Source organism: Sulfidibacter corallicola, from assembly GCF_017498545.1.
Lineage (GTDB): Bacteria > Acidobacteriota > Holophagae > Acanthopleuribacterales > Acanthopleuribacteraceae > Sulfidibacter > Sulfidibacter corallicola.
On the sequence record NZ_CP071793.1, the window covers coordinates 4514243 to 4531354 of the forward strand.

Sequence of the window (17112 nt, forward strand, 5' to 3'; positions counted from 1 at the left end):
CCAAATCACTCGACTCTATTTTTTATGATGTAAACGCGACGAAAGCAAGGCTAGAATATAGTAATACCCATACACCAAAGGTGGCAAACTCATGCATCAAAATCTGCTCGATCAGTTGCGGTGTCCCTACTGCACCGGCCATTTCACGTTGACCATCAACCTGAAATCGCACAAAGACCGCGTCCTGTATGGTTCGGTTGAATGTAATTGTTTTGAATTTCCCATTATCGACGGCGTTTTGCTGCTGTCGTTGACCCAGGGTTACGGCGGTTCGGAAGGCAAACTGATTCCCTACGAATCGTTTATGGCCGCGGCGATCGTTTTCATTCATACCGGTGATCTCGACGGTCTCCGGGCCTGGATCGAGAAAAACTCCCCGATTCTGGCACAGCTCATCTACCGCGAAGACCTTTCGTTCGTGGATTTCAACGTCGCCTACACGCGGCAATTCCATACCCACAACGCCCGCTACCTGGACGAGCAGAAACGGCAATACGGCGTGGTGGGCGAAACACTCGAAGAAGGAGCGATGCCGGCGGACGAACAGGGTGAATCGGTTTACCCCAAAACGTTCGAAGACATGCTCTATCGAAAGATGGCAAGCGGCGGGAACTTTTATGCCAAACGCTATTTCGATTCCAGCGTGTCCGTCACCCGCAACATCCTGCTCCAAAACAAACCCGACGATTATTTATTATCACTGTGCTTTGGGCAGGGCGTCTTCGAAAGTGTCGCCCGGGAACACGTGGCTGCCGACAAGATGATCAGCTTGGATGCACAGTTAATCAATATTTTCATCACAAAACGTTTCATCCATCCCGACGGAATGTACATTTGCCACGACCTTTATTTCCCCCTACCGTTTCGCGACGGTTTCCTGTCCGCGGTGTTCGCTTCCACGTGCCTTCCGGAATTGGTCAACCAAGCACAAGTCGTCCGTGAAATCGCCCGGGTCACCAGCCCCGAAGGTTGGGGCCTGATCGAACATATCTGGACCGGAAAAATGATGCGGTACGTTCCGGGCAGATACTATCGTTACATGCAGAATTTCTTTGCGTCCTTCGACAATTACCTAACCCTGCTCAACAACACCTGCGATCCCGGGCGCACCCACCTGACGGCTTACGGGTTCGGCGACTACCGGCTCGACGCCGTCGACGGATTCACGCCGCTTTCGGAAATGGAACATATCGACGACGGTACCACCGGCATGATCAGCATCCTGATGTCCGCCAAACCCCGCGAAATCGGCGAGAAGGCGGTGCCGTTGACCGATGTGGAAGCGGGGCGCTTGCGGTTGTCGCCGATGTACGAGCTGGAACGCGAGGGCGACGCGCTGCGCGGTGCGTTCAAACAGGATCTGCGAGATTTCATGCAAATGACCTCGCCCGATACCTTCGAAATGGATTTGACCCGCCTTGACGAGCGCACCTACTTGACGGAACTCTATCAGGCCGGCGTGCTGTTGCTGTTGCCGGAGCCTTTGGTCGACCATTTCCCGCCGCTGAATCAATGGGCCGATTTGCCGGAAAGCGCCTAAACGAGAGGGAAACGAAGCGGCGCCCGAGGGCGGGATATCCTTTCGGGCGTTGCTTCGTCGATTAAGCGAGATGGGCTTCGGCGAATTCGTCGATCGCTTTGACCGCCTGGCTGAGACCGTCTTCTCGATTGAGTTTTTCGGCCATTTCTTTGGCGTTGCGATCCAGCGTCGCCTTGTTTTCCAAGATATAGCCGATCCGTTCACTGATATTGGCAACGTTGAGTTCCGTGCGAGCCACCGGTTTGGATCCCAAGCCTTTTTTATTCACCGTGTCGCCCCAGAAAAATTGATCGTTGCCGTGGGGGACCACAATCTGCGGTACGCCGGCTTTGGTCGCGTTCGTGGTGACCCCGGCTCCGCCGTGATGGATCACGAACGCCGCGTGGGGAAACAGGTGTTCGTGGGGAATGTAGTCGACGAAGAGCACGTTGCCGTTGGCATTCGCATCGCTCAGATTGCCCCAACCCCGCTGGATGATGGTTCTCATGCCATGCTTCTCGAGCGCTTCCAGGATGATCTTGGCGGCCTCTTTGCCGTGCGCCTCGTCTCCACCCATGGAACCGAAACTGACGACGGCGGGCGCATCTTCGTGATCCAAAAAGGCGGCGACCTCCTCACTCATTCGATAGTCCCTTTTTGGTAGGGACCAAATGCCGGTCAAGACCGTAGGGTGCTGCGGCTTTTCGGGGAAGGGTATCAAGTTATCGGAAGTAGCCAGCAGATTCAAGTAAGGCGACATCGAGAAAAAGCCCAGATCCGATCGGGTGGAGCCCCGATCCTTTCCGAACGCGATGATCGATTTAAACGCCGATTGCTTGAACATCCATTTCATCAGTTTCCAGACCGCGCCATTGAGCGGCCCCATTTTGATGGGTCCGGCTCCCATGATCACATATTTCTTGTTGGGGATGCCCACGGGTGCGGGATAACCCTGAATCCAGGGTTTTTTGGAGACCTCGGCGGCAACCTGCGCGGCCCAATCGCTTGGGTGGCAAATCGCAAAATCGCAGGACTTCATGATGTCCATGCACCGATCGAAACGCGCCTCGATGTCGCGGGCCAAATGGCCGCTCAGCGCCAACTCGGCCTGTTTTTCCGGCTTTTCGCCTTCGGTTTCCATGAATAACCGAGTCACTTCCTCTTTGGAAATGTCAGGTGGAATGGCGATGAAGTCCATGCCCTTCTTGGCGACGCCGTCTTCGAACATGGCGCTGGTGCAAAATTTGACGCCGTGCCCGATCGACTTCAGTTTTTCGGCCAGCGGCAGCAAGAAATGGATATCACCCCAGGTACCGAGCGTAAAAAAGCCAATATTTAATTTCTTCATGACCGTATTCATCACCTTTCTCTCCCACGGAGTTGCTCCGTACACTTCCGCCTTGGCACCGAGACCGAGCCACCACATGTGCCATTGCCACCAAACGGACGAATGTTTCCGCTGATGACTTGATGATTTGACAGGCCGGAACTACGTTTCGAGTTTTCCTGCCCTCAATCGATTTCAGAATGAACTGTATTCAGATTTTGCCACCAATTTACGAAGAAACACAATGGAAAGCAAGGCAAAAGCAGGGCTATCGCCTTTAAATCCATTGGGCAATCCGCCTGGCATCGGCACGGAAACAGTGAAAACGGGGCGAAGACAGGCACCCACATCCCACAAGCTCATATTTTTCAACACCTTATTAGACTCCCCAAGCTCGATGAGGCTTAGATTGACCGGTGCCGGCGGCAAAATTCGATCAAATTTCCGGCCATTTCCAACTGGATTTACGGCGCTCGCCCTAGTGCATCTTTTGTTGCCAAATGTGAAATGTTTCTTTAATCTGGCCTCAAAAGTAAGTTTGGAATTCATATCACGGCTCCGGCCGAGGCGAAAAGCACCGACCGGAGATGAATTTGGCCGCATATTTATGAAATTGAGGAAAAAAGATGAATACGTACTACATCGGCTTGGCGACGACGTTTCACGATCCGGCCTTGGCCGTGGTGAATTCCGACGGCGAGATCGTCTTTGCCGAAGCCACCGAAAGATACTATCAAAACAAGCGCGCCGTCGGTTGCCCGGCAGATGACACCGAATGGGCGCGGCATGTGATTTCCAAGTATACCGACCCCGATGCCAATTTCGTGGTCGCCGGTTCGTGGAACACACGGATGCATCGTTTTTTGAAGAGAATCGATTTTTTGGGCCTGGCCAATCCCTTCAAGATTCATCGCCACGACCAGCTCGCCCCGATGGGTTTCGCGACAAAACACGAGGGCTTGTGGATTTGCATCATGCAGTTGACTGCGTTCAACCGATCGGGCGCGGGTTTCGGGTTGACCCTGGCCGAGCACTTCAACAATCGCAAGGTCCGCTTCACCAACTTTCAGCACCACTTGACCCATGCGGCGGCAGCCTGTCATATGAGCCCGTTCGAAAGCGGTGCCTGCATGGTGGTGGACAGCAGCGGAGAAAAAGGGTCGATCTCTTATTTCGAATACAAAGCCGGAAAACTGCGCCAGATCCGCCAACTCAAGGGCCCGGCAAGCCTCGGCGCGCTCTACTCCGCGGTCACCAACTATTGTGGGTTTCAGGCAGCCAAGGGTGAGGAATGGAAAGTGATGGGATTGGCCCCGTACGGCAAACCGATCCCCGAAGTCTACGCGGCCTTCAAGGAGCTTCTCAAAATCGAAGGCCTGGACTTCAAATATACCGGTAAAGCCAATTTCCAAAAGCTGATGCGGCACTTGGAATCGGCCAGGAGGCCGTCCGACCGTTCCGCACGGGATGCCGCCGACCTGGCCTGCACCATTCAAACCATCTACGAAGAATCGATGACCGAACTGCTGCAGAACTTTTATGGGGAAGGCCTATCCGAGAACCTGATCCTGAGCGGCGGTTGCGGCTTGAACTCGGCCTACAACGGCAAGATCATCAAGCAAACGCCCTTCAAACAAGTCTATGTGCCCTGTGCACCGGGAGATGACGGAAACGCGGTGGGGGCTGCCCTGCTCGCATACCGCGAGGACCATCCCGACGCCGCCCCCAGAACGCAGGTTCACCATCCCTATTTAGGGTCATCGTTGTCGCCGCGCGGTTTGGAGAAAATAAAGAACTTCGGTCGATTCCAAAAGATACGCCATATTCCCGACACCATTCACCAAGAAGCCGCCGCTCTCTTGGCGGAGGGCAAACTGTTGGGCTGGGCCCAAGGCAGGGCCGAGTTCGGCCCCCGGGCTTTGGGGAACCGTTCCATTCTGGCCGATCCGCGGCCGGCAGGAATGAAGGACATGATCAACATGAAGGTCAAATTCCGCGAGGAGTTTCGCCCCTTCGCCCCCGCCATTTTGCATGAATTCGGCCCGGACTGGTTTGAAGACTACCAGGAATCGCCATACATGGAGCGAACCCTGCGATTCAAGGACGAGATGAAAGACAAAGTGCCGGCCGTGGTGCATGCCAACCAAACCGGCCGACTACAAACCGTCAAACGAGAATGGAACGAGCCCTATTACCGGCTCATCAAGGCATTTTATGATTTGACCGGCATTCCCATCGTGCTGAATACCAGTTTCAACGTCATGGGCAAACCGATCATCCATTCCGTGGAAGACGCGCTCGGCGTGTTCCTCACGACGGGCCTGGACGCGCTGGTTCTGGAAGGTTACTTAATAGAGAAATGAGCCTTGGACCGTTTTCTCTTTGGCAATATGGCACTTCTGGCTCTGGGTTCCGCACGGGATTTGATGGCCGGTCGCTCGATCCTAGTCCAGACGCGATGCGATCGTCGCGGCATTCAGCCGTTCGAGGTACCTGCGGTAGAGACGCGTATCCGGGTGCTGGCTGCCCAACCGTCGTTCGGCCATCCGCAGTGCGGCCTGCATCTCGGCGAGGCCCTCGTTTCTACAGCCCATCGCCGTGCGTGCCTGTCCCAAGGTAAACCGCGTCCGCAGCGTTTTGAGATGACCGGACCCGAAGACCACCCGGCGCCCTCGCAAAGCGCGCTCCAGCACCGGCTCCGCCTGATCCGGCAGGCCCAACTCGACCAGTGCGTCGCCCATACCGTGCCCGAGCAACAGGACGACCGGGTGAGGGTCACCCAATTTTTGGCGCGCATCCGCAAAAACCGTCGCCAGGAGGTCGAAGGCCTCGGCCATCCGGCCCTGATCGGCGAGAACCACGGCCAAGTTGTTGCGGGTCGTCAAGGTGTCGGGGTGAAGGGGCCCGAGGTGATGGGTCCGATCGGCCAATACGCGGCGATACCCGGTTTCGGCGGCGATCAATTCGCCGCGACGGTGGAGCAGCTCGCACATATTGTGGCGGGCGCTGGAGGTGAAAGGATGATCCTCGCCGCGTGACTCACGGTGCAGCATCAGGTTGGTCGAGAGCAGATCCTCGGCTTCGGTCAGATGCCCGGTGGTGACCAGAAGGTGCGCCAGGTTGTTGCGCGTGGCGGTGGTCCGCGAGTCATCGTCGGGAAGCACGGAGACTTGGGTGGCGAGGGTCGCGCGGAGCAGTTCCTCGGCCTGGCGAAGCCGTCCCGCATCGCGCCACGCCGTGGCCAGGCCTCCCGCCAATGCCAACGTCAAGCTGTCCGTCTTCCCGAAATGGGCGCGGGCCTCGCGCCAGGCCTCGCGATAATGTGCTTCGGCCTCCCGCAGTTCACCCGACTCGGCGCAGACGAAGGCCAGCAGGCCCCGCAGTTGAAGCCGACCGCGCACATCGCCGGTCCGATCCTCATCGTGCAGGCGGAGCGCCCGATTCAATTCCTCTTTGGCCAAAGTGGGATTCCCCGCGCGATGCATGGTCGTCCCCAGTTGGGTGCGCAACGTGGCCTCCATTCCCGGATCCGCATCGCCCACCAAGCCCAGACGGGCGGAGACCTGGCGCCAATAGGCCTCCGAGTGAGGACCCGGCAGAACCGGGCGACGCGCCTCGTCGGGTGGATCGGCCGCATAACCGTCGATCGGATCGGACAGCTTGACCAGCGCGCGAGACAACTCGTTCAGGTGATGCGCGCGCCGCTCCGCTTCAAATTGGGCCGTTTCCAAACTGGAAACCTCTTGCCGATGCCGCTCCATCTTCCAGAGCGAGGTTCCCGAAACCAACAGCAACACGAGAAACACCGCGCAAACCGCACTCACGGCCACGCGGTTGCGGTGAAGCCATTTCACGGTTCCGTACAGCGGCGAAGGTGGCAAGGCGGCCACGGGCCGATGGTCCAGATAACGGCTCAAATCCGCCGCGAAGGCCTCGCAAGAGACGTAGCGGTCGGCGGGCAGCGCGGCCGTGGCCTTGTAAATGATGGCGCGGATCTCGGGATCGAGTCGGGCCAACAGATCCTCCGCCGACAGGGCCACATCCAAATCCATTCCCGGAAAATCCGCATGCCGCACGGGGCTTCTGCCGATCGAAGCCGAAAACCGCCGTGCGACACGGGCCGCATGCGCTCGGCGCGCCTCGTTTCCGGCCAACAGCTCGAGCAGAATCAGCCCCAAGGCGTATTGATCGCAACGCGCGTCGATGTTTGCCGCTCGACCCAGGGCTTGTTCCGGACTCATGAAACTGGGTGTCCCGAAACAACCCGAGTTGACACCTCCCACCGGTCGATCCCCGCTCGCGAGGGAGGCGCCCAACTTTGCGATGCCGAAATCGATGATCTTGGGAACCGGCTGACCATCGGTCTCGCCGACCAACACGTTGGCCGGCTTGATATCGCGATGAATGACGCCTTTTCGATGGACGTGATCGATGCCTTTGACGAGCGGCAGCATCAGTGCGATGCGATCGCGTGTCGCAAGATCCCTCTCGGCGCAGTACCTTGTGATCGAAGGCCCGTGCACGTACTCCATGGCGAAGAAGGGGCGGCCCTCGGCGGTTTTGCCCGAATCGACCACGAACACGATATTGGGGTGGTTCAACGAAGCGAGCACGCCCTGCTCCGCGTAGAAACGCGGCAAGTAGGCGGCCCGACACCATTTGCGGGCCAACACCTTGACCGCCAGGAATCGCTGCAGGTGGCCACCCTGAACCACCTTGTAGACCTCGCCCATGCCGCCCTGTCCCAAGCGACCGGCCACCTGATAGCCTGGCAGGACCGGCCAGTCTCCACCAGCGCGCACCTCGTCCTCGGCAGGAAGAAAATCGACCATCCAGTCGGCCCATGCCGACGGCTCGAGCTCCCAAGGGACGAGTCTCGGTTGGTTCAGGAGATCGCACGATTCGGCCGAAAGGGAGCGCACCTCGGCCCACATGCGCGTCAACTCGCGCGCCAACTCCGAATCGTCACCACATCGTTCCCGCAACAGGTTGCGGCGCTCCGGCTGCGACAGCGGCAGTCCCTGTTCGAAGAGCCGGCGCAACTCGAGCCAGCGCGATTCGGATTCGATCGCCCTCATCGACAATCCGCAGGCAGAACGGTCCGAAGCCAGGCGCGGCCGAAGACCAGGTCGCGCTTCACGGTACTGTCGGAAAGGCCGGTGAGTTCGGCGATTTCCCCGCGGTTCATGCCGAATAGGTGGTGGTAACTCAACACGCGAGCGGCACGCGCATCCCGATCCGCCAATCGAGCCAGGACCTCACCCAGCAGGACCCACTCTTCCTGAGTGTACCGGCTCCTCGCGGGGACATGGCGGGCCTCGTCAAAGGGGAGCGCCTCCCTGCCGTCACCGCGTTTTCGGGCCGAGCGAGCCTCGGCGCGATTGATCAGGAGCCGGCGCATCGCCACGACCGCCATCTTCAGGAAATGTTCGCTGTCGTGACAGGGGCGGCTCGAACTCCGGGCCAAGCGCAGGTACAGCTCGTGGGTCAGTGCGGTGGGCGACAGTGTCTCGTCGGGGCAGCCACGGGCCGTCAACCAGACGGCACGCCGGTAGAGGTCCGCGTGGACCAAGGGCCAGATGCGGCCCAGCACGGAGCCCAAATCGCGACGGTACTGGCGCAAGAGACGCGTGACCACACCACCCTCCGCCCATTCGGATGGAGAGGTTGTCATGGAAACAAATCCTTGTTTTGCTGAAATTATTCGCGAGTAAGCATACCTCAACCAAACCAAAAAGCAAAACTAAAACACCCCAAAGGAATAAACCCCAAAAAACCGGCAATTTGAAATAACTCCAAATCCAACCCTCAGAGTTTTTTGGATATTCAGACATTGTTTTGCGAGATTCTTTGGCGCTTTCTTTTTTTCACCAGGATGTCGTCGCTCAGGCCGAGGGCCGTTTGGACTTTACAGCGTCTGTCACCTAAGAGCCGCGAACCAGCGGGCAAACCCACTCGATTTCGAGAAAGAAACAGCACGCCTGGTTTCTGGAGAAGGGCCATGGGTCGTTCATCGAAAAAATTTAGCAGGAACCCATGAACATCGGAAAGCAGGAAGGGACCGGTATTTGTACACATCATGGTCCTGTTTTTCCTGGTTTCTATCATTCCTGTCTTCCTGATGAAGATGTGACGACGACAAGACCCAGCTCAGGTTGAATGCACCACTTTGTTTCAAGAGCGCCACGAACCAGCGGGCAAACCCCCTCGATTTCGAGAAAAAAACAACGCGAAGCGAGCCAGCATGGTGGTCCCGGCTGCTCGAGGGGGCGTCGTGCAGGGCCGGTAAGGCACGGCCGGTATGGCACTGCCGGCAAGACAGGGGCTTTCTTACGCGCCCTTAACTTTCCACTCGCGCGCGGTTGACACAGGACTCACCAAGGACTCTTTTTCCATTCACGATCCACTGACACGGGCCCCCTAGACTCGTTCCAATGGCTTGAAAGACGCTGATTTGCCTCGGTGCGGCCTCGGCAAACCAATCGTGTTCGCCATCACTTCCTCTCCCAAATGGATGTTTCCAAGCTCATGAGCCAGCCAATGACCCAAGCTTCCGCTTCGCCCAAACCATTCCGGCCCTTGACCATTGCAGTGGTCACCGAGACCTACCCACCCGAAATCAACGGCGTTTCCAAAACCATCGGCCGAATGGTGGAGGGCCTCTTGGCACGCGGCCACCAGATTCACCTGTTTCGGCCACGCCGTTCCGGAGAAAGTTGTGAATGCGATCGAGAAGGCCTTCAAGTGGTGACGCTTCCGGGAGCCCGCATCCCGTTTTACCGCGAGCTGCGTTTCGGCTTGCCGATGGTGCGCACCTTGATGCACCACTGGCGCCGCCACCGGCCCGACGTCGTGCAGGTCGTCACCGAGGGTCCGCTCGGATGGGCCGCCGTGTCCGCGGCAAAGAAGCTGAACCTGCCCGTGGTCACCGAGTTTCACACCAACTTCCACGCCTATTCCAATTACTATCGGCTGGGTCTGATTTCCAAAATCGTGGCGAAGTATCTGAAATATTTTCACAACCGCATGGGGCAAACACTGGTACCCACTCTCGAGATGAAACAGCGGTTGGGCGCCGAGGGTTATCAGGACCTGAGCGTCGTCGGCCGCGGCATCGACCCGAACCTGTTCAATCCCGAACGTCGCAGCGCGGATCTGCGCGCATCGTGGGGTTTGAAGGCGGGCGATCGTGCGGTGATCTACGTCGGTCGCATCGCCCCCGAGAAAAACATCGCGCTGGCACTCGAGGCGTTCGAGGCCATGCGCCGGCGCGATCCGCGCCTGGTGTTCGTGGCGGTGGGCGACGGCCCGGCCCGGCCGCAACTGGAGCAGCAATATCCCCACGCGATCTTCGCCGGGATGCGGAAGGGCGAAGACCTGGCCAGCCACTACGCTTCGGGTGACATCTTCCTCTTTCCCAGCGTCACCGAGACCTTCGGCAACGTGGTGCTGGAAGCCATGGCGAGCGGGCTGGCGATCGTGGCCTTCGACTATGCCGCCGCCAATCTCTACCTTACCGACGGCGTATCGGCCCTGCTGGCCCCTTTCAACGTCGCCGAGGCCTTCGTCGCGCGAGCCGAATCGCTCGCCGTCAATCCCGAAATCGTCCACCAACTGAGAGGAGAAGTGAGGGAACCGGCCCAGGCCTGCAGTTGGGCGCGGATCATCGCGGACCTCGAAGCCGTGCTGACAAAGCACGATGAGGGAGAAGGAGCACACCATGCCCGCCTCGAGGCTAAAGCTAACCTTGTTGCGCATGGACCGGATCGAAGGCCCATGGTGCCTTAAAATCAACCGGGCGGGCCATTACCTGCCCGTTCGCGCCCTCTTCGCCACGGTCAGCCGTCTGGGTGACGGCATCTTTTGGTACGGCCTGATGGTGCTCCTGCCGGTGCTCTACGGTTTCGAAGGCCTGATGGTCTCGTTGAAGATGGGCCTCGTGGGCTTCGTCGGCCTGTACTTCTACAAATACGTCAAGTCGCGCACCTCGCGTCCACGGCCCTTCAAGGCCTGCGACGAGATCGCCGATTGGGTACCGCCGCTGGACGCCTTCAGCTTTCCGTCGGGGCATACGCTCCATGCGGTGGCGTTCACGGTGTTGGTGGTTTCGTTCCAGCCGGCCTTCGGCTGGGTCTTGATTCCGTTCACGACCCTGGTCGCCATGTCGCGCGTGGTGCTGGGCCTGCACTACCCCTCGGACGTCCTGATGGGCGCCAGCGCCGGCGTGCTGTTCTCCAGCCTCTGCCTCTGGATGTGGTAGCAGATTTCAGGCGATCGACACCAATCTCGTTTGGCCGCCCCACCTAATCCTGGGCGGAGATACAGCATCGCGGAAAGGCATCCGACACGGAAACCTACTGCCGCTGTGCTTCGGTTTGATGCTTGTCGGGGTTGAAATCGGGGAAGGATGGCATGCGCCGCGGCGAAGCCTGGAGGTCCCCGGACCGGTTCAGTGCACCCGCGATGGCCCGTTCGAGTTGGCTGTCGCGGCCTTGACGCCACAGAAACGGATCGAGTCCAATATCGATATCCGGTTGAATCCCAACATTTTCGATGCTCCACGTACCCGTCTCGGGGTTGAAGGCCGCTCGACTTGGAATTTCGAGGACGCCGCCGTCGATCGAATGGGGTTGAAGGCCGTGTGCCGCGATCCCCGCGCCGATCGTGGCCCGGCCCACGATGGTTCCCAACTCGGTCAGACGAAACATGAGGGCGAACGTCTCGGCTGCAGATCCATTCCACTGGTTGACGATCAGGACCTTGGTTGGCGAAGCCAGGCTCGGCGGCACGTTCAGGCCGTCACGCCCGCGAAACCGATAGGCGTAGATTCTCTCCCTCTCCAACATCTCGATCGCGCGATCGAAGGTGATTCCCCCTGGATTGAAGCGAATATCCAGTATGAGGCCCCGTGCGCCATGCGATGCGTAATAGGCTCGAATAAAATCCTGAAGGCCACGCTCATCGAATCGGGCGACATGTTGGTACACGAGCGCACCACGGCTGGCCTTTTCCACCCTGCGTCGGTTGGATGCCGCCCAATCTGCAAGCCGAAGAAGCCCTTCGTCCCGAAGCGGCTCGACCCGGATCCGCCGCGAATCGCGGCCACTTGGGTCGGGTCCGACGGTCAATTCGACAGGCCGCCGCACCTTTCCTTCAAAGTAGGCGTAGAGGTTTCGGCTCGCATTCACCGGTTTTCCATCGACAGCCAAGAGGTAATCACCCACCGCGACCCGAGCCCCCGGGCGATCGAGCGGCGCGTGAATGGGGTCCTGAAAAGAGTCGAGTAGGGGACGGCGATATATTTTGGTGAAACGATAGGTTCCGCGATCCACGGCAAAGTCGGCACCCAGCAAACCGACCTGCGGCGTCGGGACGGACGGGGGGAGGTCCCCGCCGCCAACGTTCAGATGACTGACCGAGACCATGTCGAACATGCGCGCCATCAAATCGTTCAGTTCTCCCCGCGTGGTGATGTTGGGCAAATATTTTTCAAATCGCCGATTCAATCCGGGGAAGGTAGGTCCCCTGGCGAATCCATGTACATTCGGATCGTAGAAAAAGGTTTCGAACGCCCGCCATGTCTCTTCGAAGATCTGCGTCCACTCCGTTTTCTGATCGATCCGTACCGGCAGGGCGTGCGTCGGTATGCGCTGGCGAACGAAGCGACCCGCCTCGAAACGCGCGACATAGATCCGGTCCTTTTGGCGGAACACCAGGGCGGATCCACCAGGAGTCAGGTGCCAGTCACGTACATGGCCGGCGATTCGCCGGATCTTTCCAGGATCTCGGAGATTCAGATGGAAGAGTTCCCTGGAAGGTTCGCGGAAGGGATTGCCGCCTTCTTTCCAGCGAATCCCACTCAATATCAGATGCCCGCTTCGCAGAACTCGGACCCGACGCGGCTGCACCCCGACGCGTGGCAAGCTCACCAGCCGCGTCTCGATCCCATCGAAATCGATTTGGACCGGCTCCTTGCTGGCCTCCCACTTCGCTTCGAGGTTGGGTAGGCCGCTCAGGAACCAAACCGGTTCGGAGTCACCCCGTCGGAGAATCGCCGCATGGAGATCGAAAAGGATTCTCGGCTGGTTCTCGATCGCGCTCTGCAGGCTCCAGGGCACATCGGAGCCTGGCGCCTGGGGGCTCGAAAGAAAATAGAGGTAACGACCATTGGGATCGAACGCGGGTGAAACCGCGTAGTGATGTGTCGGAGAAATGCGCTGCCCCGTTTCCGTGTCGGTATCGTGAACGTACACCGCGGCAAGGCGATTGGACTCCCATTTGACGTAGGCGAACCACCGCCCGTCCGGCGACCAGGACACTTGGAAATCGACCTGCGCCGGGTCCCTGGCATGGTCCACCGCACGAAGCCGATCGGCTTCCAAATCATAAAGCCAGAGAACGCCGCGGGGCCCGGTAAAACACAGGCGTTTGCCACCCGGCGCCCAATGAAGCCCCCGATAAAAGCTGCCCTCGACCTCGATCGACCGAACGGCGTCCTGGTTCGGCCGAGACAAATCGCGAATACACAGCAAATCCCCTGAGGCCAAAGAGCAAAAAAAGGCCAAAAACCGTCCGTCATCCGAAATGGCCGGTTCGCGCTCCAGCCTTTCCGAACTCCGCGTGAGATTGGTGGCATGGCCGGTAGCCGTCTCGATCGCAAAAAGATCGCCCCGCCCCTCCAAGACAATCCGATCCGCCGAACGCGCCAGTTGTGGCCGCTTGGCCAGTTCGAGGGCGTTGACCGTTTTGGTGCGCCGATGCCGGAAATCGAGAGGCACGCGTATCGACAAAGGTTCTTCGGGGATCGTGCCCGCTCTGGACACATACAAAGCACCGTCCCTGCAGTATGCGAGGTGATCTTCGAAACCGGCGGCAAACCGAATCCCCATCCTCGAAAACCGGGTCACGCGATGTATTTGGCCGGAATCGGGGTCGAGGCGATAGAGATTGGAGATCCCATCACGGTCCGAAAGAAAGAAAAGGCCGTGGGCCAGCCAGATGGGACGGAATGCATTGAATCCATCCGTCAAAGGCCGGTAGGTACCAAAGGTACGCGTATCGGTTTGAACCAGTTGGGGCCGCCTGCCGCCGCGATATCGGCGATAGGTGGTGGTGAAGGGCATGCGCCCGATCGGGACCAGAACCAGGGATGCGCCATCCGGCGAGAACGCGGCCTGGGTTCCGAAGGGGAATGGCAATGGCTCGGGCCAGGCTTTCTCCAAATTCAGACGATAGAGTCGGATCACCCGGCTTTTATCGCGCTGACTGGCAAAAAGCAGGGTTCGGCCATCGGGTGAAAACGCGACGGGTATGTCCGGACCGGGGTGGAACGTCACCTGGCGCACTTCACCGTTGGTCAAGTCCAAAAGATAGGCATTGCGGTCGGCACGGCGGTAAAAGGCGAGGAACCTCCCATCCGGTGCCACGACGGGATAGCGATCATCGCCGTCGGTAAGCGATATCGCCACACCTCCCGCCCGGGGAACCCGCCAAATTCGACCCGCCAGCCCGAAAAACAGATGGGTGCGATTCAAGGCCACGCCCTGAAACAGGAAGGGTCCTTGAACGGGATCAGTCCCGCAAAGGGCCGGGGACGAGACGAGAAAACACAGCCACGAGGCGATCTCGAATAGTCGAAATACCCTGGAATGAATCGTATACATGAAAACACGGCTCCTGAACAGGATCGAAGGTATTCGCGTCGTCACGGTGAACCGGGGGCGACACGCGCAAAGCCAAGCCCGCGACGGACGCTCCCATTCCCGAGCGGAAAGCCATTCTTTCCGCACCGGGGCACGCTTCACTCGTAACGCAGGGCTTCCATGGGGTCGCGATTCGCGGCCTTGCGGGCCGGCTGGAAAACCGCCAACCCTGCGGCTCCGACCAACAACAGGGTCGGCGCGACAAACGAGAGAGGATCCGTTGGGCTGACCCCGTTCAGGATCATGGTCAAAAAATGGGTGGTCCCCCATGCCGCGGCAATGCCGACGGCGATGCCGATACCGACCAGACGGAACCCATGCCACAACAGGAGGGCCATGATGGTTTCCGGGCTACCGCCGAGAGCCAGTCGAATGCCGATTTCACCGCGGCGTTGCCGAATCTCGTGAGAGACCATGCCGAATACGCCCGCGGTTGCCAAGACGAGCGCAAGCAGGCCCAGTCCGGCAAAGAGGGCGGCCCCAATTTTATTGGGCCAAAGAATGGTGGAGATATGGTCGCGCATACTGACCAGGGAGGAGAACACCATCTCCGGATGTTCCTTTTCGAGAAAGGCTCGCATCCCCGCCGTGACCTCATCCGAAGCGGTGCGTCTGGTGGTCCGCAGGATGAAGGACAGGCCATGCTCGAATCGAGGCTGGAGCGGATAGTATAGGTATGGTTGGTCTCGCTCTCCCAAGGTCTGGTATTTTCCGGTCGGGACCACGCCGACCACCTCGATCGATTCCTCGCCCCCCGCCGGCATGATCTGCCGACCGACGGCCGATTCGCCTGGCCATAACCGGTCCGCCAGCTCTCGATTCACGATGCAGCTTCGTGGCCGGTCCAGCCGATCGGAGGCCAGGAAATACCGACCCTCGAGAAGGGGTATCTCCAAGGTTTCCAGAAAACCGGGCGCAATGGAATTTTTCAGGGTTCGAATCGGTTCACCGGTCCCCAGGTTCTCGTCGATGGCCTGAACCGAGGTGACCGAGTAGTTCATGTCGAACGGCGCCATGTGTCCATGTGCGGCGCCTTCGACATCCGGGTGGTTCGCCAACCGCAGGGTCAGGTCGGTACCGAGTTCGCCGACCTCATCGATGTCGAACCCATACAATTCCGGATCGAGGTGAAACACCGCGGTATGGTCGATATCAAAGCCGGGATCGATGTTGCCGGCCCGTTGCAGACCACGCCACAGGAGTGTCGCCACGATGAGCATGAACACCGAAGTCGCGACTTGCATGACCACGAAGACGGCACGCAACCGAGAAGTCGCCCGATTGGAACCGGCATCGGCACCCTGGGATTTCAAATGGGACACGATATCGAGTTTCGTGTGGTGTAAGGCTGGTGCCAAACCGAATACCAAGGTGGATACGATCGTCACGAACAGAGAGAACAGGAGCATTCTCCAATCGAGCCCGGTGTCGACCACGATGTGAATGGGCATGTTGGCGAGTAGCGATCGAACGAGATCGAGCGTCCAAAGGGAGAGAATCAAACCGAACAGGGTGGCGACAAAACTGAGCAACGCGCTTTCTACCAGCAACTGCCGAATCAGGCGCCCACGCGTGGCGCCCATCGCGACCCGAACCGATATTTCCCGACGCCGCTCCGTGGTTCGGGCCAGAAGTAGGGCGGCCACATTGAAGCACGCGACCAGCAGCACCAGCCCCACCAAACCCATCACCATCGCGATCAGTCCACCGACGGGCACCAGGGATAATTCTCCTAACTGAGAAAAGGGAGCCGAGGTGAAACCGCGCTCCATGATTTCGTCCGGGTTCTCGGCGGCCAGAGTCTCGCCCAGTGTGCCCAGGCGCGTGTCGACTTCCACGAGATCGGCACCCTTTTTCAATCGCCCCACCACGTTCAACCAGAGTTGATCGCGTCGGTTCAGGCGCTGAGGCTGATTGGGGATCGCCTGGGCGCACATGGGCAACGGGATCCACATATCCGGTTGCAGCGCGATGGTGGCTCCGGTGAAGCCGGGCCCCATCACGCCAATCACGGTGAACTCGAATCCGTTGACCCACAGATGTCGACCCACGACATCGGGATCCGCACCGAAATTCTTGGTCCAAAAGCCATGCCCCAATACCACGACAGGCATGGTTCCGGGAGTGGCTCGGGGATTTCCGTGGAAGGTATCTCCGACCACGGCATCACGACCCAACACGTCGAAAAAGTTCGCACTGACCAAAGAGCCATAACTGGTGGTCATGCCCCCCGGCAACTTGACGGCGACCTCGCTACCCGAATAGGCGATCAAGCCGCTGAAGAGATCGGTCCGATCTCGAATATCCACGTAATCCGGATGACTGAGACTGATCAGTTCGCTGAATTCTCCCACCTCACCCTTGATCGTCGTTCGAATCGAAACCAGCTCATGTTGCCGCGCCACATCGACGGGCCGGAGAAGTAGGGTGTCGATGACGCTGAAGATGGCGGTGTTGGGACCCACCCCCAAGCTCAAGCAAACAATCGCGATCACGGTGAATTTGGGGCTCTTGCGCAACATGCGAACGGCAAATCGGAGATCTTGAATCAAGGCGTCCATCGT

At 58.9% G+C, this 17112-nt stretch carries 10 protein-coding genes; 4 read left to right on the forward strand and 6 right to left on the reverse strand.

Translation table 11 applies throughout. From position 1 onward, the window contains the following. Positions 1 to 91 precede the first annotated feature (91 nt). The gene (locus J3U87_RS13265; protein WP_237383526.1) at positions 92 to 1540 is read left to right on the forward strand and encodes a methyltransferase domain-containing protein; all 1449 of its coding nucleotides are present in this window, start codon (positions 92 to 94) and stop codon (positions 1538 to 1540) included. 61 nt (positions 1541 to 1601) lie between these two features. On the opposite strand, the gene J3U87_RS13270 is transcribed toward J3U87_RS13265, so the two are convergent. Together J3U87_RS13270 and J3U87_RS13275 are read right to left on the reverse strand one after the other, a co-directional pair. Beyond that, complete coding sequence (locus J3U87_RS13270) at positions 1602 to 2879, reverse strand: glycosyltransferase (RefSeq protein WP_237383527.1); 1278 nt, start codon at positions 2877 to 2879, stop codon at positions 1602 to 1604. A gap of 162 nt (positions 2880 to 3041) precedes the next feature. Then, entirely contained in the window at positions 3042 to 3395 is a 354-nt protein-coding gene (locus J3U87_RS13275; protein WP_237383528.1) for a hypothetical protein, read from the reverse strand. Positions 3396 to 3472: 77 nt separating this feature from the next. Here J3U87_RS13275 and J3U87_RS13280 point away from each other — a divergent pair, with 77 nt between their 5' ends. Next, positions 3473 to 5209, forward strand: a complete 1737-nt coding sequence (locus J3U87_RS13280) for a carbamoyltransferase family protein (RefSeq protein WP_237383529.1) — start codon at positions 3473 to 3475, stop codon at positions 5207 to 5209. A gap of 81 nt (positions 5210 to 5290) precedes the next feature. Here the strand turns inward: J3U87_RS13280 and J3U87_RS13285 are convergent, their stop codons facing one another. Beyond that, positions 5291 to 7924 (reverse strand): serine/threonine-protein kinase, encoded by a 2634-nt coding sequence (locus J3U87_RS13285; protein ID WP_237383530.1) that lies wholly within the window; start codon positions 7922 to 7924, stop codon positions 5291 to 5293. Next, complete coding sequence (locus tag J3U87_RS13290; RefSeq protein ID WP_237383531.1) at positions 7921 to 8520, reverse strand: sigma-70 family RNA polymerase sigma factor; 600 nt, start codon at positions 8518 to 8520, stop codon at positions 7921 to 7923. Before J3U87_RS13290 ends, J3U87_RS13285 begins: the two co-directional genes overlap by 4 nt. Before the next feature lie 866 nt (positions 8521 to 9386). On the opposite strand from J3U87_RS13290, the gene J3U87_RS13295 reads away from it, so the two are divergent. Together J3U87_RS13295 and J3U87_RS13300 are read left to right on the forward strand one after the other, a co-directional pair. After that, entirely contained in the window at positions 9387 to 10634 is a 1248-nt protein-coding gene (locus J3U87_RS13295; RefSeq protein ID WP_237383532.1) for a glycosyltransferase family 4 protein, read from the forward strand. Next, positions 10567 to 11106: a phosphatase PAP2 family protein gene (locus J3U87_RS13300; protein WP_237383533.1), complete on the forward strand. Its 540-nt coding sequence runs from the start codon at positions 10567 to 10569 to the stop codon at positions 11104 to 11106. The genes J3U87_RS13295 and J3U87_RS13300 overlap by 68 nt, the downstream gene beginning before the upstream one ends. A gap of 94 nt (positions 11107 to 11200) precedes the next feature. Here J3U87_RS13300 and J3U87_RS13305 read toward each other — a convergent pair whose 3' ends face one another. Both J3U87_RS13305 and J3U87_RS13310 read right to left on the reverse strand, forming a co-directional pair. Next, complete coding sequence (locus J3U87_RS13305; protein ID WP_237383534.1) at positions 11201 to 14509, reverse strand: S41 family peptidase; 3309 nt, start codon at positions 14507 to 14509, stop codon at positions 11201 to 11203. A 137-nt stretch (positions 14510 to 14646) separates the two neighbouring features. After that, on the reverse strand, positions 14647 to 17109 hold the full coding sequence (locus J3U87_RS13310; protein WP_237383535.1) for an ABC transporter permease: 2463 nt from the start codon (positions 17107 to 17109) through the stop codon (positions 14647 to 14649). Positions 17110 to 17112: the final 3 nt, after the last annotated feature.

What these genes read in the sequence shown, in the direction of transcription:
- J3U87_RS13285 (WP_237383530.1), bottom strand. Translation starts at nt 7,924, where the DNA reads ATGAGGGCGATCGAATCCGAATCGCGCTGGCTCGAGTTGCGCCGGCTC.
- J3U87_RS13270 (WP_237383527.1), bottom strand. Translation starts at nt 2,879, where the DNA reads ATGAATACGGTCATGAAGAAATTAAATATTGGCTTTTTTACGCTCGGT.
- J3U87_RS13280 (WP_237383529.1), top strand. Translation starts at nt 3,473, where the DNA reads ATGAATACGTACTACATCGGCTTGGCGACGACGTTTCACGATCCGGCC.
- J3U87_RS13275 (WP_237383528.1), bottom strand. Translation starts at nt 3,395, where the DNA reads ATGAATTCCAAACTTACTTTTGAGGCCAGATTAAAGAAACATTTCACA.
- J3U87_RS13310 (WP_237383535.1), bottom strand. Translation starts at nt 17,109, where the DNA reads ATGGACGCCTTGATTCAAGATCTCCGATTTGCCGTTCGCATGTTGCGC.
- J3U87_RS13305 (WP_237383534.1), bottom strand. Translation starts at nt 14,509, where the DNA reads ATGTATACGATTCATTCCAGGGTATTTCGACTATTCGAGATCGCCTCG.
- J3U87_RS13295 (WP_237383532.1), top strand. Translation starts at nt 9,387, where the DNA reads ATGACCCAAGCTTCCGCTTCGCCCAAACCATTCCGGCCCTTGACCATT.
- J3U87_RS13290 (WP_237383531.1), bottom strand. Translation starts at nt 8,520, where the DNA reads ATGACAACCTCTCCATCCGAATGGGCGGAGGGTGGTGTGGTCACGCGT.
- J3U87_RS13300 (WP_237383533.1), top strand. Translation starts at nt 10,567, where the DNA reads ATGCCCGCCTCGAGGCTAAAGCTAACCTTGTTGCGCATGGACCGGATC.
- J3U87_RS13265 (WP_237383526.1), top strand. Translation starts at nt 92, where the DNA reads ATGCATCAAAATCTGCTCGATCAGTTGCGGTGTCCCTACTGCACCGGC.